17 protein-coding genes are annotated in these 23752 nt (G+C 69.2%); 6 read left to right on the top strand and 11 right to left on the bottom strand.

Features of this window, described 5'->3' with window-relative positions:
* Positions 1–91: 91 nt before the first annotated feature.
* The 4 genes from H9633_RS07555 to H9633_RS07540 all read left to right on the top strand — a co-directional run bounded on the left by H9633_RS07555 (position 92) and on the right by H9633_RS07540 (position 7286).
* Positions 92–1576, top strand: a complete 1485-nt coding sequence (locus H9633_RS07555) for a CoA-acylating methylmalonate-semialdehyde dehydrogenase (protein WP_318247226.1) — start codon at positions 92–94, stop codon at positions 1574–1576.
* A gap of 18 nt (positions 1577–1594) precedes the next feature.
* A complete protein-coding gene (locus tag H9633_RS07550) occupies positions 1595–2980 on the top strand; it encodes an aspartate aminotransferase family protein (RefSeq protein WP_191712662.1) in 1386 nt (461 codons plus the stop codon).
* Between the two features lie 138 nt (positions 2981–3118).
* Positions 3119–4570, top strand: coding sequence for a carboxylesterase/lipase family protein (locus tag H9633_RS07545; protein ID WP_191712661.1), 1452 nt, complete (start codon positions 3119–3121; stop codon positions 4568–4570).
* Between the two features lie 301 nt (positions 4571–4871).
* Entirely contained in the window at positions 4872–7286 is a 2415-nt protein-coding gene (locus tag H9633_RS07540) for a polysaccharide lyase 8 family protein (RefSeq protein ID WP_191712660.1), read from the top strand.
* A gap of 319 nt (positions 7287–7605) precedes the next feature.
* Here the strand turns inward: H9633_RS07540 and H9633_RS07535 are convergent, their stop codons facing one another.
* Complete coding sequence (locus H9633_RS07535; RefSeq protein ID WP_191712659.1) at positions 7606–11073, bottom strand: bifunctional proline dehydrogenase/L-glutamate gamma-semialdehyde dehydrogenase; 3468 nt, start codon at positions 11071–11073, stop codon at positions 7606–7608.
* 91 nt (positions 11074–11164) lie between these two features.
* Here H9633_RS07535 and H9633_RS07530 point away from each other — a divergent pair, with 91 nt between their 5' ends.
* A complete protein-coding gene (locus H9633_RS07530) occupies positions 11165–12058 on the top strand; it encodes a LysR family transcriptional regulator (RefSeq protein WP_191712658.1) in 894 nt (297 codons plus the stop codon).
* Between the two features lie 39 nt (positions 12059–12097).
* Here the strand turns inward: H9633_RS07530 and H9633_RS07525 are convergent, their stop codons facing one another.
* Positions 12098–13495 (bottom strand): FAD-binding oxidoreductase, encoded by a 1398-nt coding sequence (locus H9633_RS07525; protein WP_318247225.1) that lies wholly within the window; start codon positions 13493–13495, stop codon positions 12098–12100.
* A 136-nt stretch (positions 13496–13631) separates the two neighbouring features.
* Between H9633_RS07525 and H9633_RS07520 the strand changes: the two genes are divergently transcribed.
* Positions 13632–14327, top strand: a complete 696-nt coding sequence (locus H9633_RS07520; RefSeq protein WP_318247224.1) for a GntR family transcriptional regulator — start codon at positions 13632–13634, stop codon at positions 14325–14327.
* Here the strand turns inward: H9633_RS07520 and H9633_RS07515 are convergent.
* The 9 genes from H9633_RS07515 to H9633_RS07475 form a co-directional block, all read right to left on the bottom strand.
* Positions 14324–15157, bottom strand: a complete 834-nt coding sequence (locus H9633_RS07515; protein ID WP_191712655.1) for a class II fructose-bisphosphate aldolase — start codon at positions 15155–15157, stop codon at positions 14324–14326. The genes H9633_RS07520 and H9633_RS07515 overlap by 4 nt on opposite strands.
* Entirely contained in the window at positions 15154–16554 is a 1401-nt protein-coding gene (locus tag H9633_RS13260; RefSeq protein ID WP_191712654.1) for an FGGY-family carbohydrate kinase, read from the bottom strand. The genes H9633_RS07515 and H9633_RS13260 overlap by 4 nt, the downstream gene beginning before the upstream one ends.
* Complete coding sequence (locus tag H9633_RS07505) at positions 16551–17543, bottom strand: 1-phosphofructokinase family hexose kinase (protein WP_191712653.1); 993 nt, start codon at positions 17541–17543, stop codon at positions 16551–16553. Before H9633_RS07505 ends, H9633_RS13260 begins: the two co-directional genes overlap by 4 nt.
* A gap of 74 nt (positions 17544–17617) precedes the next feature.
* Positions 17618–18730, bottom strand: coding sequence for a Gfo/Idh/MocA family protein (locus H9633_RS07500; protein WP_191712652.1), 1113 nt, complete (start codon positions 18728–18730; stop codon positions 17618–17620).
* A gap of 58 nt (positions 18731–18788) precedes the next feature.
* On the bottom strand, positions 18789–19604 hold the full coding sequence (locus H9633_RS07495) for a sugar phosphate isomerase/epimerase family protein (RefSeq protein ID WP_191712651.1): 816 nt from the start codon (positions 19602–19604) through the stop codon (positions 18789–18791).
* Complete coding sequence (locus H9633_RS07490) at positions 19601–20359, bottom strand: alpha/beta fold hydrolase (protein WP_191712650.1); 759 nt, start codon at positions 20357–20359, stop codon at positions 19601–19603. Before H9633_RS07490 ends, H9633_RS07495 begins: the two co-directional genes overlap by 4 nt.
* 32 nt (positions 20360–20391) lie before the next feature.
* Complete coding sequence (locus H9633_RS07485) at positions 20392–21264, bottom strand: carbohydrate ABC transporter permease (protein WP_191712649.1); 873 nt, start codon at positions 21262–21264, stop codon at positions 20392–20394.
* A gap of 5 nt (positions 21265–21269) precedes the next feature.
* The gene (locus tag H9633_RS07480) at positions 21270–22208 is read right to left on the bottom strand and encodes a carbohydrate ABC transporter permease (RefSeq protein WP_191712648.1); all 939 of its coding nucleotides are present in this window, start codon (positions 22206–22208) and stop codon (positions 21270–21272) included.
* Positions 22209–22291: 83 nt separating this feature from the next.
* Positions 22292–23557 carry an ABC transporter substrate-binding protein gene (locus H9633_RS07475; protein ID WP_191712647.1) on the bottom strand — a complete coding sequence of 422 codons (1266 nt, stop codon included), beginning with the start codon at positions 23555–23557 and terminating at the stop codon, positions 22292–22294.
* Between the last annotated feature and the right edge of the window lie 195 nt (positions 23558–23752).

Below are 23752 nucleotides of genomic sequence, written 5' to 3'. Positions count from 1 at the left end.
TTCTCGCTCCCGGGAACATGGAACACGAGCCAGACGGCCGTTCCGGTCATTCTGTGCGACCAGCCCGCGAATCTCGATGAGGAGCAACTCCGTGACCACGATCCGTCACTACGTCGACGGCGCCGAGACCGGCGCCGTCGACCGCACCCTGCCGGTGTACAACCCTGCGACCGGGGTGGCGCACCGCCAGGTCGCGGCCGCCAGCGCACAGGAGGTCGAGGCGGCGATCGCCGCCGCCAAGGCCGCGCAGCCCGCGTGGCGGGCATCCAGCCTCATCAAGCGGGCCGACGTCTTCTTCCGCCTCCGCCAGATCCTCGCGGAGCGCACCGACGAGCTCGCCGCGATCGTCACCAGTGAGCACGGCAAGGTGCTCTCGGATGCGGCCGGCGAGGTGTCGCGCGGCATCGAGAACGTCGAGTTCGCGGCCGGCCTTCTGCACCACCTCAAGGGCGAGCGCGCCGAGCAGGTGTCGCGCGGCGTCGACGTGCACTCGGTCAAGCAGCCCGTCGGGGTGGTGGCCTGCATCACCCCGTTCAACTTCCCGGTGATGGTGCCGCTGTGGATGGTCGCCTCGGCGATCGCGTGCGGCAACACCGTCGTGCTCAAACCCAGCGAGAAGGACCCGTCAGCCGCGATCTGGCTGGCCAAGGCCTTCCAGGAGGCGGGCCTGCCCGACGGCGTGCTCAACGTCGTCAACGGCGACAAGGTCGCCGTCGACGCGCTGCTCGACTCGACCGACGTCGGCGCGGTGAGCTTCGTCGGCTCCACCCCGATCGCGAAGTCCATCTACCAGCGCGCGGCGGCGAGCGGCAAGCGTGTGCAGGCACTGGGCGGCGCGAAGAACCACATGGTCGTCATGCCCGACGCCGACATCGACGGCGCGGCCACGGCCGCCATCTCGGCCGCCTACGGATCGGCCGGCGAGCGCTGCATGGCCGTGTCGGTGCTGGTCGCCGTCGGCGACATCGCAGACGACCTGATCGACGGCATCCGCACCCGCATCGCCGATCTGCGCATCGGCGACGGGACCGACCCCTCGAGCGAGATGGGCCCGCTGATCACCCGCGAGCACCGCGACAAGGTCGAGTCCTACGTCGCCGGCGCGGCGGCCGAGGGCGCGACCGTCGTCGTCGACGGCACGCAGAAGCGGTTCGACGGCGACGGGTTCTTCACCGGCGTGACCCTGCTCGACAACGTGCGCCCCGGCATGAAGGTGTACGAAGACGAGATCTTCGGCCCCGTGCTCTCGGTCGTGCGCGTCGACAGCTATGCCGACGCAGTCGAGCTGATCAACGCGAACGCGTTCGGCAACGGCACCGCGATCTTCACCCGCGACGGCGGCACCGCGCGTCAGTTCGAGTTCGACATCGAGGTCGGCATGGTCGGCGTGAACGTGCCGATCCCCGTGCCGGTCGGCGCGTTCTCGTTCGGCGGCTGGAAGAGCTCGCTGTTCGGCGACTCGCACATCTACGGCCCCGAGTCGATCAGCTTCTACACGCGCTCGAAGGTGGTCACCACGCGCTGGCCCGACCACACCCCCGCGCAGGTCGACCTCGGCTTCCCGAGCAACCACTGAGCGAGGACGATCATGACCATGAGTCGGTACACCGATCGGCACGGAGCGACGCACACCCTGCCGGATGCCGAGGCCGACGCGCAGGTGCGCGCCGATGACCGCGCGCACGTCTTCCACTCCTGGAGCGCCCAGGCGCTCATCGACCCGGTTCCGGTCGCGGCCGGGGCGGGATCGACGTTCTGGGACTACGCCGGCACCGGGTACCTCGACTTCGGGAGCCAGCTGGTGAACCTGAACCTCGGGCACCAGCATCCGGATCTCGTCGCGGCGATCCAGCAGCAGGCCGGACGCCTGGCGACCATCCAGCCGTCGATCGCGAACGACGTGCGCGGCGAGCTCGCCCGGCTGATCGCCGACGTCGCGCCGGACGGCCTGGAGAAGGTGTTCTTCACCAACGGCGGCGCCGAGGCCAACGAGTACGCGGTGCGCCTCGCGCGCCAGTCGACGGGGCGCCGCAAGGTGCTCTCGATGTACCGCAGCTATCACGGCTCGACGTCGACGGCGATCTCACTCACCGGCGATCCGCGGCGGTGGGCGAACGATGTCAGCGACACCGGCGCGGTGCGCTTCTTCGGGCCGTACCTGTACCGCTCGCCGTTCCACGCGTCGACCCTGCAGGAGGAGTCGCAGCGGGCTCTCGAGCACCTCGAGCAGACGATCCTGCTCGAGGGCCCCGCGACGATCGCCGCGATCATCATCGAATCGGTGGTCGGCACGAACGGCGTGCTCGTGCCGCCGCCCGGATACCTGCAGGGGGTGCGCGAGCTGTGCGACCGGCACGGCATCGTGTACATCGCCGACGAGGTCATGGTCGGCTTCGGGCGCATGGGCGAGTGGTTCGCGTTCCAGGCGTACGGCGGGCAGCCCGACCTGATCACCTTCGCGAAGGGCGTGAACTCGGGCTACGTGCCGCTGGGCGGCGTGGTCATCTCCGACCGCATCGCCGCGCACTTCGACACGACGCCGTTCGCGGGTGGACTCACATACTCTGGGCATCCGCTCGCGTGCGCCGCCGGTGTGGCGACGTTCGAGGTGTTCGCGCGCGACGGGATCCTCGAGCGGGTGCGCGACCTCGGCGAGCGCGTCGTCGAGCCGACGCTGCGCTCGTGGGCGTCGAGGCATCCGAGTGTGGGCGAGGTGCGCGGGCGCGGACTGTTCTGGGCCGTCGAGCTGGTTCGCGACCGCGAGACCCGCGAGCCGCTCGTGCCGTTCAACGCGTCGGGGTCGGATGCCGCGCCGATGGGCGCGTTCGCCGCGGCGGCGAAGAAGGCCGGCGTCTGGCCGTTCGTGCACTTCAATCGCACGCACATCGCGCCGCCGCTGGTGATCACCGAGGACGAGCTGGTGCGCGGGCTGTCGGCGATAGACGAGGCTCTCACGGTGGCCGACGGGTTCACGGCCTGAACCGCGCCTCGTCCGCCCGGTCCGCCGGCTCAGCTCGGTCGGGGTGCGAGGTCAGAAACGTACGCCCCGTCGTGGGATTCCGTACCCAACTGACCCCGCGCCCCGGGAAGACGGGGCGTGGCTCGATACGCTGATGGCGTGGAGGACGAGTCGCAGACAGAGGTGACGCAGACAGGCGAGGGGCCCGTGCGCGGCATCCGCCGACCCGACGGATCGCTGGCGTTCCTCGGCATCCCGTACGCCGCCCCGCCCACCGGCCGTCGACGCTTCCAGCCCCCGCAGCCGGTCGTCCCGTGGACCGAACCGCTCGACGCAACCCGATACGGCCCGACGCCGCAGCGCCGCGAGGAGCCGAATGCGATCATCCCCGAGCCGAGCGTCCCCGGCACGGCGACGCTGAATCTCAACGTTTTCACCGCGTCCTCCAGCGGGGCTCGACCCGTGCTGGTGTGGATCCACGGCGGCGGGTACTCGTCGGGCTCCTCGGCGAGCCCGTGGTACGACGGCCGCACCTTCGTGCGCGACGGGATCGTCGTGGTCACGATCTCGTACCGGCTGGGCTTCGACGGCTTCGGGGTGATCGACGGGGCACCCGACAACCGCGGAGTGCGCGACTGGCTCGCGGCACTCGAGTGGGTGCAGCGCAACATCGCCGCATTCGGCGGCGACCCCGCACGCGTGACGATCGCGGGGCAGTCCGCCGGTGGCGGGGCGGTGCTCACCCTGCTCGGGATGCCCGAGGCGCAGCACCTGTTCCGCGCGGGCATCTCGATCAGCGGCGCCCTCGGCGACCTCCCGCGCGACCGGGCGCGTCGGCGCAGCGAGCTCCTGGCATCGATGGTCGGCTGCGAGCCGACCCTCGACGGCTTCCGCGGCGTGAAGGAGCGCGCGCTCACACGGCGCCAGTACGAAGCATCCCTGCTCGGCAAGACCGGCCTCGCAGCGACGACCGCCACGCTCACCGACGGCCTCCCCTGGGGGCCGGTGGTCGACGGCGACCTGCTCACCCGACCCACCGTCGATTCGTACGCCGCCGGCGTGGGCGCCGACAAGCCACTGCTGCTGGGCGCGACCGACGACGAGTTCACGATGGTGTTCGATCGCGCCCCGCGCATCCTGCGCTGGGTGCCGGTGCCTCTCGCGCTGCTGATCGTCGAGCAGACGCGCGCGCTGCGCCGCGGCTGGCGCCGGGCGAACCGGACGCGACGCGACGCGGGTTCGGCTCTCGGCCGTTTCGTCACCGACCGGGTGTTCCGCTCCCTCGTGGTGCGGATCGCCGAGACCCGACGGGATGCGCGCACCTGGGTGTACCGGTTCGCCTGGGCGTCACCGACGAACGGATGGTCGTACCACTGCCTGGACGTGCCGTTCTGGTTCGACTGCCTCGACGACCCGCACGTCGCGCGCATCGACGGCGAAGATCCTCCGCAGCGCCTCGCCGACGAGATGCACGCCGCTGCGGTGGCGTTCATCCGCGACGGCGACCCCGGCTGGCCGACCTGGCGCACCGAGCCCGGCACCACGCGAGTGTTCGGCGACCACCCTGAACTGTCGCGCGCGGCCTACGACGACGCCCTGCCGCTGGTCTGAGGGCCCGGCTCCGGCATCCGGTCTTCCCCGCCCCCGCCCGGTGGGCCCAAGTGGCCGCCTCACCCGCCGCGACCCGACCCTTCGGGACCAGCGGATGCCAGGCGGGGCGCCACCGCGCACTGACTGGGCCCATGTGGCCGCCTCACCTCGCGGGAGGCGGTCCTTCGGGACCAGCGGATGGCCACGAGGGCGCCGGCTCGCGCAGCGAAACTCCGCGGCGGCGCGACGAAGATGCGCAATCCGCATTGATTCCTCATCTGCCCGGCTCCTACGGTCACTGCCAACGACCGAAGGAGTTCGCATGTTCACCCCCACCCGTCGCACCGTCCTCCAGCTGGGCGGCGTCGCCGTGGCATCGGCACTGCTCATGGATATCGCCCGCCCGCTGACGGCCACCGCCTCTCTGCGGCCGCTCGGAGTCGGCGCCCCCGAGATCGAGGCGCTGCGCGCCCGGTGGGTGGAGGCGCTCACCGGACGCAGCGTCATCACCGGGTCGCCGGCGACCTTCGCCGCGGCGATCGCTCGGCAGGATCGAGGCACCGACGCGCTGCTCGCGAAGGTGAGCCCCACAGCCACCCGCTACTTCTCCGACCAGGACTGGTCGATCGGCGCCACCGAGATCGCCAAGTCCAACTCGATGCGCATGAACTACTCGGGCATCCAGAACATGGCCGTATCGTGGGCGACGCCGGGGTCGAAGCACGAGGGCTCGGACGTCGTTCTTCAGGCGGCGCTGCGCGGACTCGCCCACATGCACGAGCGCGTCTACAACCCCGACACCGAATGGTGGGGCAACTGGTGGTCGTGGAACATCGGTGCCGCCCAGCCGCTGGCGAACACGATGGCCCTGCTGCACGACGAGCTCGACCAGGCCGAGATCGACGCGTACTGCGCATCCATCGACCATTTCCTCCCCAACCGGGACCCGCGGATGCAGCTGCACCCGACGGGGCCGCAGGCGTCGGACGGCGCAAACCGGGTGGACATCTGCCAGGCGATCATCGTGCGGGCGATCGCCCAGCCCGACCCGGAGCTGCTGCGCACCGCGGTGGCCGCGCTCAGCGACACCTGGCAGTACATCACCGCGGGCAACGGGTTCTTCCGCGACGGCTCGTTCGTGCAGCACTCCACGATCGGATACACCGGCACGTACGGGCTCGTGCTGCTGGGCGGGCTGGCCAAGCTCTTCGCCCTGCTCGCCGGCACCGGCTTCGACGTCACCGACCCCAGCCGGGCCAACGTCAACGGATTCGTGGAGAGCTCCTTCGCGCCGCTCATGTTCCGCGGTCAGATGATGGATGCGGTGCGCGGCCGGGCCGTCGCGCGATACGCCGAGCGCAGCATCACCAACGGCAACGACCTGATCGAGCACACCCTGCGGCTGGCCCAGTCCGCCGACGCCGAGACCGCGGCACGCTGGCGCGGCCTGTGCCGCCAGTGGATCGAGAGCAACTCGGCGGCGAACATCACCGCGACGACGAGCATCGTGCGCCTGTCGCTGGTCACCGAGCTGCTCAGCTCGGATGCGCAGGCGGTCGCGGACCCGACCGGTCCCCGTCTGTTCCCGGCGATGGACAGGCTCGTGCACCGCGCCGCCGACGGCTCGTGGGCTCTCGCCGTGGCGATGTGCTCGAACCGGATCGCCTGGCACGAGGGCACGGGCGCGGAGAACTTCGAGGGCGTGAAGACCAGCCAGGGAATGACCTACCTGTACCTGCGCGGCGACGAGGATCACTTCGACGACGAATTCTGGTCGACCTCCGATCTGGCGGCACCTCCCGGCACCACGGTCGATCTGACCCCGCTGCCGCGCAACCCCGAGGGCGAGTGGGGCGAGCGCACGCCCGACAACGAGTGGACGGGCGGGGTCACCTTCGAAGACACCGCCCTCGCCGCCATGCATCTCGTCGCTCCCGGAGGGACGGGCTTGGTGGCGCGCAAGATGTGGGTAACGCTTCCGGATGCCTACATCGCCCTGGGCGCGGACATCTCCACGCGCAGCGACGGCGAGGTGCGCACGATCATCGAGCATCGCAACCTCGGCACCTCCGCGCGCCGGCTGCTCGTCGACGGCACGGCGGTGACGGCTCGGCAGACGGTCGAAGGGGCGCGGTGGGCGCACCTGGAGGGCGTCGGCGGCTATGTGCTTCTCGACGGCCCTGCCGATCTCGTGGCCGGGATCAAGGAGCGCGAGGGCACCTGGCGGCGCAACAGCACCAACGCCGCCGCCGGCACCGATGTGCTGCAGCGCCGCTGGTACGGAACGCTGAGCCTGTCCCACGGCGTGGGCGCCGAGGCGAGCGGCGGGTACGCATATGCCGTGCATCCCGGAGCGGATGCCGATGCCACCGCCGCCGCCGCGCGCGATCGGCGCTTCCAGGTGATCCGCAACGACGGCGTCGCGCAGGCGGTTCAGCTGTCGACGCACGTCACCGCCGCAGCCTTCTGGGCGGCCGGCAGCGCCGGTGCGCTCACCTCCGACCGTGCGGCCTGCGTGATCGCGCGCATCACGCCGGGCATGACGCGGATGTCGGTCAGCGACCCGACGCAGAGCGGCGCAACTCTCGTGATCGACGTCGCCGGAAGCCGCGCGACGAGGGTCAAGGGCGACGACGCGGACCGCGTCAGGTTGGCCCGCCGCGGCGACGGCATCCGGCTCACCATCGACACCACCGGCACGGCGGGCACGACCCTGGAGTTCTCCCTGCACCGCTGATCGGGCCGCCCTCCGGCATCCGCTGGGCCCGGACGGTCGCCTCACCCGAGAGGAGGCGACCATACGGGCCCAGCCAGCAAAAGAGAGAGCCGGCCATCGACTCCGCGCAGGAGCTCGGGCATCCCCGCCCTCACCCGTCCGCTGGGCCCAGGTGGCTGCCTCTCTCGAAGGAAAGCGACCATTCGGGACCACCGAGCACGAGCATCCTCGCCCGCACGCCGTCGGCCGGGCTCGAATGGTCGCCTCACCCGAGAGGAGGCGACCATATGGGCCCAGCCGGCGCGAAGAGCGAGCGATCCCACGCAGTCCGACCCGCGACTCAGCGCACAGGCTCGAGCAGCGGGACGTCGTAGCGGTGCGGGGTGCCGAAGCGGTGCGCGGTGATCGACACGGCCTGCTCGCGCACGAAGGTGAGCATCTCGACGCGGCCGGCCGAGACCACCGGGTTCGCGTAGATCGCCAGGCTCGGCGACCCGTCGACGGCCGTCGCGGTCTCGAGCGCGTCGGCGCCGATCAGGCGCACGCGTCCGCCCGCGGCGGCGAGGCGACGGGCGTGCCCGGCCCAGGCCTGGGCGTCCTCGGTCACCACGACGACATCGTGCGCGCCCAGCCAGGTGACGACCGGCGCGGGCAGAGCGGATGCCGTGCTCACCGTGACCCGTGCGCGCAGACGCGCGCCGGCCGCGGCGACGCGCAGCAGCTCGGCCACACGGTCACCCTCGTAGCGGATCGTGACCGGCAACGCCTGGTAGCGCAGCGCGTTCTGCTCGGTGACGAGGCCGGTGGCATCCCGCACGATGCCGAACTCGGCGGCCAGTGCGTCGATGTCGGTGGCCAGCGCGCCGCGCAGCCACTCGGCGTCGGCACCGTCGACGAGAGCGACGGCCGACGACGCGAGCGCGTCGAGCGACGTGGCCGACTGCACCAGGGCATCCGTCCACTCCGCCAGCCCGACGAGGTAGTTCGGGCCGCCCGCCTTGGATCCGGCACCGACGGCCGCCTTCTTCCAGCCGCCGAACGGCTGGCGCTGCACGATGGCGCCGGTGGTTCCGCGGTTGACGTACACGTTGCCGGCCTGGATGTTCGCCAGCCACTGCTGCACCTCGTCGACGTCGAGGGAGTGGATGCCACTGGTCAGGCCGTAGTCGATGTCGTTGACGATGTCGATCGCCTCGGTCAGCGAGTCGGCGGTCATCACCCCGAGCACGGGTCCGAAGGACTCGACCCGGTGGAACTCGCTGCCGCGCTGCACACCGTCACGGATGCCCGGGGTCCAGAGCTGGCCAGCGTCGTCGAGCTTCTCCGGCTCCAGCATCCAGGACTGTCCCGGGTGCAGTTCGGTGAGCGCGCTGAGCAGCTTGCCCTCGGCAGGGGAGATCAGCGGTCCGATGCGGTTTCTGCCGTCTTCCGGCATGCCCACCTCGTAGGCGCGCACGGCATCGATGAGCTGACGACGGAACCGCTCCGACTTCGCGACCGACCCCACGAGCACGACGAGCGAAGCGGCAGAGCACTTCTGGCCGGCGTGACCGAATGCCGAATACGCGACATCCTTCGCGGCCAGGTCGAGGTCGGCCGACGGCGTGACGATGATGGCGTTCTTGCCGCTGGTCTCGGCGAGCAGCGGCAGGTCGGCGCGGAAGCCGCGGAACAGCTCGGCGGTCTCGTACCCGCCGGTGAGGATGACCCGGCCGACGGCCGGGTCACTGACCAGCTGCTCACCCAGCGAGCGGCCGTCGAGCTGCACGTACTGCAGCACGTCGCGCGGCACTCCGGCCTCCCACAGCGCCTCGACCATCACGGCACCCGAGCGGCGTGCCTGGCGGGCGGGCTTGATGATCACCGGCGAGCCCGTGGCGAGCGCCGACAGGGTGGAGCCGGCGGGGATGGCGACCGGGAAGTTCCACGGCGGGGTGACGACGGTGAGTCCGACGGGCTGCATGACCGCGCCGTCGACCTCGGCGAGCTTCTTGGCGCTCTCGGCGTAGTAGTGCGCGAAGTCGATCGCCTCCGACACCTCGGGGTCGCCCTGCTCGATGATCTTGCCCGCCTCCGAGCCCATGACCTCGAGCAGGTCGGCACGGCGCGCCTCGAGGATGTCGCCCGCGCGGTGCAGGATCTCGGCGCGACCGGCGGCGCCGAGCGCGCGCCATGCCTCGCCGGATGCCACGGCCGTGGCGATGCGTTCGGAGACCTGCTCGGAGGTGCTGAGCGTGTTGGCGGCGACCGTGTCGTCGCCCAGGGTCGAGCCGGTCATGCGCGAGCGGATCGCGTCGGCCCAGGCACGGTTGGCTGCCAGCGACGGGTCGGTGTCGGGGGTGTTCTGGAAGACGTACCCCTCCTGGGTCCCTGAGCCTGCCGAAGGGTCTGGCAGCTGACGGTTCTGCGTGCGGTTGGCTGCCGGCACCTCGGTCGGGATGGTCTGGATGGATGCCAGGAAGCGCTGCTTCTCGCGCTCGAACAGCGCGGGGTCGCTGTCAAGGTCGAACACGGCCGACATGAAGTTCTCGTGCGAGGCGCCCTCTTCGAGACGGCGGATCAGGTAGGCGATCGCGACGTCGAACTCATTGGGGTGCACCACGGGGGTGTAGAGCAGCAGCGACCCGACCGTGCGCTTGACGACTTCGGCCTGGGCGGTGGCCATGCCGAGCAGCATCTCGAATTCGATCCCGTCGGTCACGCCGCGCCTCTTCGCGAGCAGCCAGGCGAGGGCGATGTCGAACAGGTTGTGACCGGCGACGCCGATGCGCACGTTGCCGATGTGCTCCGGGCGCAGCGAGTACTCGAGCACCGCCTTGTACGACGAGTCGGACTCCTGCTTGCTCGACCAGGTCGCGAGCGGCCAGCCGTGCGTCTCGGCATCGACCGTCTCCATCGGCAGGTTGGCGCCCTTCACGACGCGCACCTTGATCGGCGCCCCGCCCGAGGCGACGCGGGCGGCCGCCCACTCCTGTAGACGCATCATCGCCGAGAGCGCGTCGGGCAGGTACGCCTGCAGCACGATGCCCGCCTCGAGGTTCTTGAACTCGGGACGGTCGAGGATGCCGGTGAAGACCGCGATGGTGAGGTCGAGGTCCTTGTACTCCTCCATGTCGAGGTTGATGAACTTCTGACGGCCCGGGCCGCCCTGCGCGGCGATCCGGTACAGCGGCAGCAGCGCCTCGACGGCGTCGGCGACGGCATCGTCGAAGGCCCACGGGCTGTGTGGGGCGACGGTGGAGGAGACCTTGATCGACACGTAGTCGACGTCGTCGCGCTCGAGCAGGCGACGGGTGCCGTCGAGGCGGCGCTTGGCCTCTTCGCGGCCCAGGATGGCCTCGCCGAGCAGGTTGATGTTGAGCTTCACGCCCTGCGACTCGCGGATGTGCTTGATCGCCGCGCCCAGCTTCTCGTCGCGGGCGTCGACGATCAGGTGGCGCACCATCTGGCGCAGCACGGCGCGGGCCGACGGCACGACGACACCGGGCAGGATGCCGGCGGTCGCACCACCGAGGCCGATCGCGGCGCGCATCGGCGCGGGCAGGAAGCCCGGCGTCAGCGGCACGAGCTCCTTGAGCTTGGTCGCCGCGACCTTGAGGTCTTCGGGGCGCACGACGCCGTCGACGAATCCGACGGTGAAGTCGAGGCCGTTCGGGTCGCGCAGCACTCCCGCGAGACGCTCGCCGGCGGCATCCGTCGGCACGTCGCGACTCTCGACGAGCCACTTCTTCACCAGGGCGACGGCGTCATCGCCGAGTGCGGCGAGTTCGTCGATGGATGCTTCGTAGGCGGGCGCAGGGGTGCTCATTCCTACAGGATGCCTCCATCGACCGTGTAAGAAAAGCGATCGTTCATGAACGATAATGTTCGATGATCCCAAAAGGTGATGAGGAGGCGGGATGTTCGAGCTGAGACGGCTGAGACTGCTGCACGAGCTGGCCCTTCGGGGCACGATCGCCGAGGTCGCGGCATCCCTCTCCTACTCCCCCTCGACCGTCTCACAGCAGCTGGCGCTGCTCGAGAAGGAGGCCGGTGTCGCCCTGCTCGAACCCGACGGCCGGCGGGTGCGGCTGACGCCGCAGGGCCGGATGCTGGCTGAGCACGCCGCCCGCGCTCTCGAGCTCGACGAAGAGGCGCGGGCGGCGCTCGCGGCGCACGCGGGGTGGGAGCCGGTGCGCATCGCGGCGATGCCCACTGCGGCGCAGACGATCGCGCCCGCGGCACTCACGCTGCTGGCCGAGCGCGCCCCCGAGCTGCGTGTCGAGCTCGCTGAGATGCCTCCGGAGGAGAGCCTGTTCGAGCTGTGGGCGCGACGCCTCGACCTCGTGATCGCCGAGCAGTACCCCGGTCACACCCGCGAGCAGCGCGACGGCGTCGTGCACGAGCTGCTCGGCGAGGACCCGATCCGCATCGTGCTGCCCCCGTCCGAGCATCCGGTCGCCCTGCACGAGCTCCGCGACCGCGCCTGGGTGATGGAACCCGAGGGCACGGCCGTGCGCCAGTGGACGGTGCAGCAGTGCCGCGCCGCCGGATTCGAGCCCGATGTGCGCTTCGAGGCGGCCGACCTCACCGCGCACGTGCGGCTCGTCGCAGCCGGCCTCGCCGTCGGCATGCTGCCCGACCTGATCTGGGGCGACGAGCCCAGCCCGCTCACCGTGGCCGACCTGCCCGGCTCCCCCGTGCGCCAGGTCTTCACCGCCGTCCGGGCCGCCTCGCGCGCGCACGAGGCCGTCGACGTCGTGCGCACCGCGCTGAGCGACGCGTTCGCCGCGCACCGCCGCGTCGCCCCGTGACGCCAGAGGGCGCTCACCTCGAGGTCTGCCGAAGGCGGGTCAGGGGCGCCACATGTCGTCGGCGTAGACGGCTCCGGGGTTGAGCAGGCCGTCGGGGTCGAGCGCCGCCTTGATGCGGTGGTTGAGCTCCATCACGTCGGCACCGAGATAGTCGGGCAGCCAGCGCTTCTTGAGTCGTCCGACGCCGTGCTCGCCCGTGATCGTGCCTCCGAGGGCGATGGCGAGGTCCATCACCTCGCCATACGCGATCTCTGCGCGCGCCTGCTGATCCGGATCGGTCGGGTCGAGCACGATCAGCGGGTGCGTGTTACCGTCGCCGGCGTGCGCGAGGACGGCGATCGTGAGATCGCGGCGTTCGGCGATGCCTGCGATCCCGTCGACCAGATCACCGAGACGGGGCAGCGGCACGCCGACGTCTTCGAGCAGCAGCGATCCCCGCTTCTCGACGGCGGGGATGGCGACCCGCCTCGCGTGCACGAACGCCTCTCCCTCGTCGGGGTCGTCGGTGGCGTAGACCTCGGTGGCGCCGTTCGCCGCGCAGATCGCCTCGATCCGAGCGATCTGCGCCCGCGCGTGCTCGCCGGGCTCATCCGACTGGATCACGAGCATGGCCTCGGCATCGCGATCGAGCCCCATGCGGATGTCGTCCTCGACGGCGTTGATGGTGACCTTGTCCATAAACTCGAGCATCGACGGGCGCATCTCGCGTGAGATGTCGAGCACGGTCTGAGTCGCTCCGGCCAGGGCCGGGAAGGTCGCGACGAGCGTGGTGGGCGGCAGCTGCGCCGGAATGAGACGCAGCGTGATCTCGGTGATGACGCCGAGCGTGCCCTCGCTGCCGATGAACAGCTTGGTCAGCGACAGTCCGGCGACGTCCTTCAGACGCGGGCCTCCCAGTGTCACCGCGCGGCCGTCGGCGAGCACGACGGTCAATCCCAGCACGTAGTCGGTCGTGACGCCGTACTTGACGCAGCACAGGCCGCCGGCGTTGGTCGCGACGTTGCCCCCGATCGAGCAGAACTCGTACGAGGAAGGGTCCGGCGGATACCAAAGACCGTTCTCGGCCGCGGCTTTCTTGACCTCGGCGTTGAATGCTCCCGGCTGGACGACGGCCGTGCGGGTGGACGGGTCGACGCGGATCTCGCGCATGCGGTCGAGCGAGAGGACGATCGCCCCCTCGACGGCCGAGCTGCCGCCAGACAGCCCTGATCCCGCGCCACGGGGCACGACAGGCACCTTGGCGGCCGCAGCGATGCGGATGACGGCCTGGACGTCCTCGGTCGATGTCGCGCGGACGACGGCGAGAGGCACGCCGGCATCCGGGTCGAGCGCACGGTCCCACCTGTACGCGTGGGTCGACACCGGATCGGTGATCACGCAGCCCTGCGGGAGGGTCGATGTCAGGTCGTCGATGACCGACTGCGCAGTCTGGGTCACTGTGGTCTCCAGTTCGTGGGAAGGGCTGGTACCCGCCCAGCCTATGATAGATGCATCATGTATGGAAGATGAATGCATGAATGTGTTCGAAGTCGTGGAGAATGGATCCGCTCCAATACGAACCGAAGGGACCTCAGTGTCGCCAGCGCTTTCCGCCTCCGAGCAGGCCTACCTCCGCGTGAAGGAGATGATCCTCGAAGGCGACCTGCCCGCGGGCGACATGATCACCGAGGGACAGATCTCGGAGGAGCTGTCGCTCAGCCGCACGCCGATCCGCGAGGCCTTCCTGCGCCTCGAGGCCGAGGGCTGGCTCAAGCTCTTCCCGAAACGCGGCGCGCTCGTGGTGCCGATCCAGCCGAACGAGATGGAGCAGGTGTTCGAGGCCCGCCAGCTCATCGAGACGCACGCGGTCCGTGTCGTCTCTCAGGACGCAGCGCTGACGACCGCACTCTCACGCGCGCTCACCGATGTCATCGCGCAGATGACCACGGCGCTGGCCGACAAGGATGTCGAGGCCTTCTCCTCGCTCGACACCGAGTTCCATCTCACCATCGTGCTCGCCGCTGAGAACGACATCCTGTCGGACGTGTACCGCGGTCTCCGTGAGCGCCTGCGCCGCATGACCACGCGCTCGGTCTGGCACGACCAGTCGCGCATGGAGCGGATCATCGCCGACCACACCGAGCTCACCCGGATCATCGTGGATCGGGACGCCGACGGGTACTCCGCCCGGCTCCTCGAGCACATGATCGCCGCCCACAGCACGCCTGCTCAGCGTGCGTTCCGCTTCCCGACCAGCGGGCGTGCACGGCCCGGGGACTGGCCGAGCTAGGCGAACAGCGACAGGATGTGCCTCGCATCCGCCGCGAGCGCCTCTCGTCCGCGGCGCAGGTACACCCGCGGGTCGACGCCGTCGTACTCCGACAGCGCATCGCGGAGCGCAGCGGTGAATGCACCGTTGAAACGGGTGCCGAAGTTGACCTTGCGCACTCCCGCACGACAGGCCTCTGCCACGCGTTCATCCGAGACGCCCGATGCTCCATGCAGCACGAGCGGCACGGGTACCGCATCGCGCAGCTCGGCGATCAGCTCCAGGTCGAGCACCGCCTCCTGAGTCATCATCGCGTGCGAGCTGCCCACCGCGACGGCCAACCCGTCGACGCCCGTCCGCTCGACGAATGCGGCGGCCTGGCGCGGGTCTGTGCGCACGCCGAAGGCGTGGGCACCGTCCTTGCCGCCGATCTCGCCCAGTTCGCCCTCGACCCAGATCCCCCGTGCCTGCATCTCTGCGGCGACCATCGTGGTCTGCTCGACGTTCGCTTCGAACTCCAGCGTCGACGCGTCGAACATCACCGAGGTGACACCGGCGTCTGCGGCCTCGCGAACGAGAGCCACGTCATCGGCGTGGTCGAGTTGCACGGCTATCGGCACGGAAGCCGCTGAGGCCAGCTGCACGATCGCGGCGGCGAACGGCCGGATTCCGCCGCGGAAGCGCGTCGCATTCTGAGACACCTGCAGAATCAGAGGCACCTGCAGGGTGTCGGCGGCGTCGACGAATGCTTCGACATGCTCCAGGCCGATCACGTTGAAGGCCGGAACCGCCGGAAGATCGCCTCGGCCTTCCCGTCGGGCGATCAGGTCGATGGGAGATGCGAGTGTCATCGGTCTGCTTCCTCCGGCGCGCCGCCGGCCATGCCGATCCGCGCGGAGCGCAGTCGGCGGTAGGGTTCGGTCTCGTCCGGCTCACCCGCGATCGAGACGCGCCGCACCGGCTCCGGGTCCTCACCCAGCACCACGGCCCGGAACACCAGTGCTGCGCCCAGCGCGGTGAGCTCCGGCTCCTCCGTCACTTCCAGCGGGGCCACCCCGGCGGAGGCTCGGATCCGCCTCCACAGCGGATTGGCAGTGGCGGCACCCGTCGCGATGACGAGGGATGCGGTCTCGCCGGCATGGGCCGCGAGGGCCTCGTCGAGGTCCCATGCGGCCAGGGCCATCCCCTCTTGGGCGGCCCGCACGAACGATGCGGCGCCGGCATGCGCCGACAGCCCGCGCACGCTGTAACCGGGGTCAGCGCCCACGCGCGGGGTGCAGACCAGCCCGTTCGCTCCGATCGGCTCGTCGAGTGCCTGGTGCTCGAGTTCGGCGAGCCGCTCCGCGCCGCCTGTGAGCTGGGTCAGATGAGCGTGAAGGTGACCGGATGGCAGATGCGCGTGCAGGTAGAAGCTGCGGTCGTCGACGAATCGACCGATCTGCACGTGCTCTGGCACCTGGGCGCCCCCGATGTCGTCGACGAGCAGCAGGTGCGCCTCGGAGGTTCCCGACGAGAGGAAGATCCGGCCCGGCCTGCGCACTCCGGCAGCGAATGCCGCGCAGAGATGATCGTGCCCGCAGACCGCTACCGCCGCGGTCGCAGGGATGCCCCATGCTGAACGGCATTCGGCAGCCACCGCACCGAGCACGCTGCCGCTGGGCTCGAGCTCAGGCAGGAGCGCCGCAGACCACCCTGAGGTCTCGAAGACCTGTGCATCCCACCGTCGTTCGTCGACCGCGAAGAACCCGGTGCGCGAAGCATGCGAGTACTCCATGCTCGGCGTGGCATCCGCCGCGAGGCGAGCAGCGACGTAGCCCGCGAGCGAGGTCACGCCGCGCACGGCATCCACCGCCTCGGCAGGGAGATGCTCTCGCGCCCACCGCAGTTTCGACCACGAGAACGAGGGGTTCAGGCCGGCTCGCTCCGACTCGTCGCGCATGACGGTTGCGTACCAGGTCGGCATGGGCGCGACCGAGAGGCCGAACCCGTCTGTGAGCACCACCTCTTCGCTGAGCGACGCGATCCCGATGCCGTCGACACGGCTGCGCTCGGCTGCCGACAGGGGCGCGACCAGCTGGGCGATGCATTCCCGCGCCACATGCACGACCGCTTCGGCGTCGCGCAGGTCGCCGTCCGGGCTCGCGATCACGGGCGTCTGCGCTGCCGCGACCGGCAGGTCGGGTCGCTGCTCGTCGTGCAGCAGCGCCTTGATCCTGGTGGTGCCGATGTCGAGGCCGATGACGCTCACGATGCAGACCGTCCGTCGAGCATCACGCTGGCGGTGCCGGCCATCAGCGAGCCGAGATCCGGAGCGGGACCGAGGTCGGGCAGCGGCAGCTGCGCGTTGCGCGCCGAGGCCGCCACCGCCAGGGTCACCGCCCCCGGCAGCGACTGCCCGTGTCCGAGCGCGTGCAGCACACCGGCGAGAAAGGTGTCGCCGGAGCCGGTCGCGTTGACCACCTCGATCCGCGGCGGGCGCACCCAGACCGCGCCGGCAGCAGACACGGCGAGCGCGCCGCCTGCCCCCAGCGTCACGACGACGATGTCGACGCCTTGTCGCCGCACCCCGTGCATCTGCGAGACGAGGCGACGTCTATCAGCGTCGTCGCGCACGACGAGAGGTGCGTCGGGCTCGAGTGAGCGGAACTCCTCGAGATTGCACTTGATCGCCCAGGGGGTCGCTGCCGCGGCCTCCTGCAGCGCGCGCCCGGAGGTGTCGACGACGACCCGTGCTCCGCGTTCCCGCGCGTCGCGAACAAGCCGGGCGGCGAACGCGGCATCAAGTCCCCTCGGCAGACTCCCGCTCACGGCGACGATGTCGTCGCGTGCGACCCTCGGCATCAGTGTCTGAAAGAAGTCCTCCGCTTCGGCGCGCGTGATCTCGGGCCCCGGTTCGTTGACGACGGTGGCGTCACCCGTGCGCGAATCGACGATGATCGCATTGATGCGGGTGTCTCCGCCGACCTCGGTGTGACGATCGGTCAGGCGCAGACGGCGGCACTCGTCGCGGATGTACCGACCTGTGACACCGCCGACGAAGCCGTACACCGCCGACGTCGATCCGAGCCGATGCATGGCGCGGGCGACGATGATCCCCTTGCCTCCCGCCATCGGCTCGGCGCGCTCCGCCCGGTTGACCTCGCCCATGGCGAGGTCGCGGACGAACAGCGTGCGATCCATCGACGGGTTCGCCCCCACGATGTGAAAGGAAGGGCGTTGCGGTGCGTGGTCGGTCATGTTTCGCGCCTCTCTGCCGGGCAGAGGGCGTTCCGCCTTCGGCGGAGCGCCCTCTGCGGCGGCTGGTGATCCGCTCAGGCTCCGAACGGCTCGGGGGCGACCCACGAGCGGGTCTCGGCCGACTTCCACACGGCGTCCACGACGCTCTGGATGCGCGCGCCGTGCTCGAGGTCGCCCTGCGGCCGGTCGCCGCCCTCGATCGCGCCGAGGAAGTCGACCATGAGGTTGGTGCTGGGCTCGAGGTACCCGCTGCCCAGCGACGAGCTGCCGAACCACACCCCTGGCGCCCCCGCCGCGACGGGCGTGGCGACGAAGCCGCCCTGGCTGCGACCGTCGGCGGCCTTGCGGAACACGCGCACGACGTCGCGCTGGTTCCAGTCGAAGCCGATCCCGCCTTCCGTGCCGTCGATCTCGAAGCGGATATGCGCGAAGTTGCCGTGCGACTTCTGGCTGAACGAGAAGATGCCGAGCGCCCCCGTGTCGAAGTGGGCGAGGAAGGCACCGCCGTCGTCGACGTCGCTGTCGTCATCGTCCGTGAGCTTCACGGTCGTCAGGCTCGCGTTCACCTCGGCGATGTCGCCGACGAGGTAGTGCGCCAGATCGAGGATGTGCGATCCGATGTCGCTCGAGGCGCCCGAGCCGCCTCTGGCCTTGTACCGGCGCCAGCCCATGTCGCTGAAGGCGTCATCCTGGTGGTACTCGAAGCGCGCCTGGATCACATCGCCGATCGCCCCGGACGCCACGAGGTGCGCGGCGTACTGGATCGAGGCGTTGTGGCGGTAGTTGAAGCCGATCGCGGTGACACCGCTGGCTGCGCGCGCCGCGGTCACGATGCGCTCGACGTCCTCTCGCGCGTTGGCGATCGGCTTCTCGCAGAAGACATGCTTGCCGCGCTCGAGCGCGTAGCAGACGATGTCCGCATGCATGTGCGGTGGGGTGACGACGTCGATGATGTCGATGTCGTCACGATCGACGATCGCCTTCCAGTCGTCGGCCGCCTCCGCCCAGCCGAACTTCTCGGCGGTCGCCAGGGCGAGATCCAGATCGCGTTCCACGACGACAGCCTTCACGGGCTTGGCGTCGGTCGGTGTCTGCAGCGCCGCGAGCGCCCATGACTTGCTGTGCGCGCTTCCCATGAAGCCGGCGCCGCCGATGATCGCGACCTTCAGTTCTTGTGAATCTGCCATTGCAGAGTTTTCTCCTCGTTCTCGTTAGGGGGAAAGATCGTGTCGGGATGCCCGCGGATCAGGCATCCGCCAGATACTCGGCGAGATGCTCCTGCACCCAGCGCCCAGCGCGCACCATCGCTTCGTCCGGGTCGGTCTCCGCAAGAGCCGACTCGTCCTCGAATGCGGCCCAGCCGGTGAATCCCGTGTCGGAGAGCAGGCGGAACACGCCGACGATGTCGACGACGCCTTCGCCCGTGGGCGCCCACTCTCCGTTCGCGAACATGTCTTTGACGTGCAGGTGCACGATCCGCTCGCGAAAGCGCGTGACGGTCTCGACCACGTCCATGCCTCCGCGCGCCACATGACCCAGGTCGGGCGCGAAGCCGACTCCCTCGGGCAGGATCTGCTCGAGCACGTCGTAGTCGGCCGCATCGACGAAAAGAGAGGTGTCGAGCGAGTTCGGGTGGAAGCTCACGCCGATCCCCCGGTCGGCAGCGCGCATGGCGATGGCGTCGAAGCACGTCATCAGGTCACGCTGACGACGCGTGAGGTCGTGACGCCCGTCGCTCTTCTGCACGACGACGACCTGCGTAGCGCCGAGCCCCTCGGCCAGGTCGAGCGCCAGATCGGTGCGCTCTCGCTCTGCCTCGGACTCGCTCGGGGCGGCCCATTTCTCGGCGATCACCAGCGAGGGAATGCGGATGCCGTGAGGCTCGATCTCACGTCTGATGAGCTCCGCCGATGACAGGTCGCCGAGCAGCACGATCTCCGGCTCGAGGAATGCGAACCCCGCCTTCTTCGCGATCGAGGCGATGTGCCCGATGCGGCCGTGATAGGTCTCGAGACTCATCTGCCAGCTGAAGGTCTGGCAGGAGATGTTGACACCGGTCATCTGATCCACTCCAATACGTCGTGATTGAACTTCTGCACTTCTTCGAAGTGATGCACGTGCCCTGTCTGGTACTCGATCACCTCTGCATCCGGGATCAGCTGCGCGGTCCGACGCGACAGGCCGGGATGGATGATGAGGTCCTGAACGCCGATCGTGACCAGCGTCGGGATCGCGACCCGGCCGAGCTGATCTGCGACATCGAAGGATGCGCAGGCGCGCGCCTGCTTGGACACCGTCTCGAACGGGATCGGCGCCGGGTCCTCGATCTTCGCGCGCGCCTCGTCGGGGTGCGAGTCCGTCCAGTCGAAGGTCCAGGTCACGGTGTGCAGGATCCGACGCAGCAGCCCCGGCTCGCGGTGCCGGGCAGCGCGATCGATGGCCTCGAAGATCGTGCGCACGCTCGCCGTGACCTGCGACCAGGTGGCGATCAGCACGCACCGCCCGACCAGGTCGGGGCGGGTCAGCATGAGCTGCTGCGTGATGGCCGACCCCATGGACACGCCGATCACCCGGGCTCGGCTCAGGCCGAGATGGTCCATGAGCCTGGCGATGTCCTCGGCCAGCAGGGCGATGCTGTGCGGGCCGTCCTCGTCGGGTGTGCGCCCGATGCCCCTGTTGTCGATCATGATGCAGCGGAAGTGCTTCGACCACTCGTCGACGTGGGGCCTCCAGGTCTCGCCGTCGGCGCCGAGCCCCATCACGAGCACGAGCGGCTCGCCTTCGCCTTCTTCCGTGTACGCGGGCAGGATGCCCATCGCGGCTCCTTCCGACGCGGCGCGGCCGCGGGTCATGCCTTCACCGCACCGGCGGCGAGACCGGCGACGAAGTGGCGCTGGAAGATGGTGAACACGACGATCACGGGCAGGCAGCCGAGCACGCTCATCGCCATGATCTCGTTCCACTGATACGAGTGCTGTCCCATCAGCAGGTCGATGCCGATCGGCACCGTGCGCATGTCCATGGTGTTGGTCAGCGACAGCGCGAACAGGTACTCGTTCCACGCGATGATGAACGCGTAGACGCCGACGGAGACCAGACCAGGGGCGGACACCGGCAGGATCACCCGCCACAGCGCTGTCATGGCACTGCCGCCGTCGACCTTGACCGACTCGTCGAGTTCACGCGGGATGCCGTTGAAGTACGAGGTCAGCATGATCGTGCAGTACGGCAGCGTGAACACGATGTACACGAGGATGAGGCCGATCAGGTTGTTGAACAGTCCGAGCAGGACGATCAGCCCCATGAACGGGATGAGCAGCGTGATCGGCGGGACGGCCTGAGTCGCGATGATGCAGACGTTGATGATCGTCTTTCCGCGGAACTCGAAGCGACTGAACGCGTATGCGGCGTGCACGGCGACGAGCAGCGTGATGAGCACGACGCACGCGGCCACCAGGTAGCTGTTGCCGAAGATCCGAAGCTTCTCGCCATCGGTGAGGATGGCGACGAAGGCCTCGATGGTCGGGTTCTCGGCGATGAGCCGTGGCGGGTTCGCGAAGATCTCGTTGTTGGGCTTGAACGCGGTGCTCAGCATCCACACCACCGGCGCCAGCGGGAAGATCGCCAGGACGATGCCGACGATGCTGATCGTCCACGTCTTGCGACGGCGGATCCGCTCTGCACGCTGAGCGCGGCTGCGCGCCGGGACGGTCTCGGTCATCGAGGTCATCCTTCCTTCACCGCCTTCGCGTTGGAGCGCACGTACAGCACGGCGAGCAGCAGCGAGATCAGCAGCACGACGACCGCTGCAGCCGATGCCTCGGCGAACTCGTACTGCGAGAACGCCAGCTTGTAGATGTAAGTGGGTGCGACCTCTGTCGCGTTCACCGGTCCCCCTCCGGTCAGCAGCCAGATGAGCGGGAACTGCTGGGACGTCCAGATCGCGTCGAGCAGCGCCAGCGAGACGATCGTCGTCTTCAGCTGCGGAAGCGTGACGTGGAAGAACTGCTGAACCCTGCCGGCCCTGTCGATCGACGCGGCCTCATAGAGCTCAGGGCTGATGCTCTGCAGCCCCGCGAGGAGGCTGATCATGAACAGCGGATATCCCGCCCAGATGTTCACGGCGATGACCGTCGGGAGTGCGAGCGCGTGCGAGCTGAGCCATTCGATGCCCTGCGCATCGAACCCGACTGCGGCCAGCACCGAGTTGAGGACGCCGTTCGGGTGCAGCACCAGGCGCCACAGCACGGCGGTCGCCGCGATGGTGAACAGCCACGGCACGATGAACAGCGCCCGCAGCGAGGTTCGCAGCCCCACCGGCATGAACTTCGAGTTCAGGACGAGGGCGAAGAACAGCCCGAGCACGAGGTGCGCCAGAACGGATCCCGCGGTGAAGAGCACGGTGTGCGCCAGCGCGTCGTGGAACTTCCGGTCGGTGAGAGCCTCGGTGTAGTTGGTGAGACCCACGAAGGTGAAGTCGGGATTGGTCACCGCTCGCTCGATGAACGAGTAGACGATCACGAGCAGGATCGGGATCCCCATGAGACACATGAGGATGAGCACGGCCGGCGCGACGAAGAGATACGGCGTGCCGGCGCTTGCGAAGGCGACCTTGCGCCGTGCGCGCCGGGGGTCCTTTGTTATCAGAGCAGCGGTCGCGGTCATGCGGGGCCCTCACATTCCATTCACGTTTGCAGGGTCGGGAGAGGAGCGGCAGCGCATGCGCCGCCCCTCTCCCCGGGGCTGTCTCAGCCCCCGATGATGTCGTCCCACTCGACCTGAGCGCTGCTCAGACCTGCGGCCGCGTCCTCGTCGCCGGCGAGGATCTGCTGCACCTGCTCGATGAGAGTGCGCTGCAGCTGTTCGGCAGCCGGCAGCCCGAGGAACTCATCGACGGGAGCGCCCTGCTTCCAGATCTCGAACGCCTTCACGGAGTTCTCGGCCATGGCCGACTCGTCCGGTGATGCATCGCCATTCGCCGGGAACATGTTGGCGGCGGTGGCGAGGGCGCCGTTCTGCTCGGCCCCGAGAAGGAACTCGACGAACTTCCACGCCTCTTCCTTGTGATCGGAGCTGTCGGCGATGCCGATGCCCCACGACGCGTAGGTGGCGCCCGGCGTTCCCGAGAAGTCGTCCTTGGTCGGGATCGCGCCGACGGTGAAGTTGACCTGGTCGCGCTCGCCGATCACGTTGACGTGCGGAGTGGCCGACACGATCATGGCCGTCTGACCGCTGGCGAACGATTCGACCTTGTCCTGCTCGAGCATGTTCGCAAGCCCCGGGGCGATGAGCCCCTCCTTGTTCAGCCCAGCGAAGTAGTCGAGCAGCTCTGCGAGGTCGTCGTCTTCGAGGTCTGCTCCTTCGCCGTCGCGGAACGAGCCCTCAGATGCCCAGTACCACGACAGGACGTCGTTCTTGATGCCGACCGGAGACTCCAGCGAGAGCGGCAGCGCGAGCGGCGACACGTCGGGGCTGCTCGCCTTGACTGCGCGTGCCGCCTCGGCGAACTCATCCCACGTGGTCGGCACCTCGACGCCTGCCGCGTCGAGGATGTCGGTGTTGGCGAACAGGACGTAGGTGGCGTAGACGACGTTGAGCATGCGCGTGCCGCCGTCGACCTCGACGCCCTCGATCGAGTCGATGAGGTCGGATCCGCCCGACACCTCGCCGAGATCTGCGAGGACGCCCTGCTTGGTGAGGTCGTAGACCCAGTTGCCGTCCAGGCCGATGAGGTCCGGCAGCGTGCCGCTGGCGGCGCCGGCGACCAGCTGATCCTTGGTGTCGCCGTACGGACCGGTCTGAAGTTCGATCTTGATGCCGGGGTTGGCCTCTTCGAACTCGTCGACGAGCTTCTCCATCTGGCCGTTGGCCTCCGGCTGCCACCACTGCGCGAACGAGAGCGTGACGTCGCCGCCGCCGCTCCCTCCCTCGGCGTCTGCGTTGGAGCATCCGGTCAGCGCCAGCGACGACACTGCCGCGACGCCGACGAGGGCTCCCCACTTTGCGATCCTCATTCTGATTCCCTTCTTCGTCATTGATCGGGTGAATGTGTGACGGACATCACGTTCCTGCACTGCTCTGTCGCTATGTCGTCGTGATTCACGCAGGCGCGCTCCGGGCCCAGGAAACCGCCGGATTCTCGGTTCGTTAACGCTATCATTGACGACTTCGTTAACGCTATCATGACGACGATGGGGAAAGTCAAGCAT

This window comes from Microbacterium commune (assembly GCF_014836945.1).
Classification (GTDB): Bacteria; Actinomycetota; Actinomycetes; order Actinomycetales; family Microbacteriaceae; genus Microbacterium; species Microbacterium commune.
Note: the sequence above shows the minus strand (reverse complement) of the source record. Positions and strands in the feature narration are given on the sequence as shown.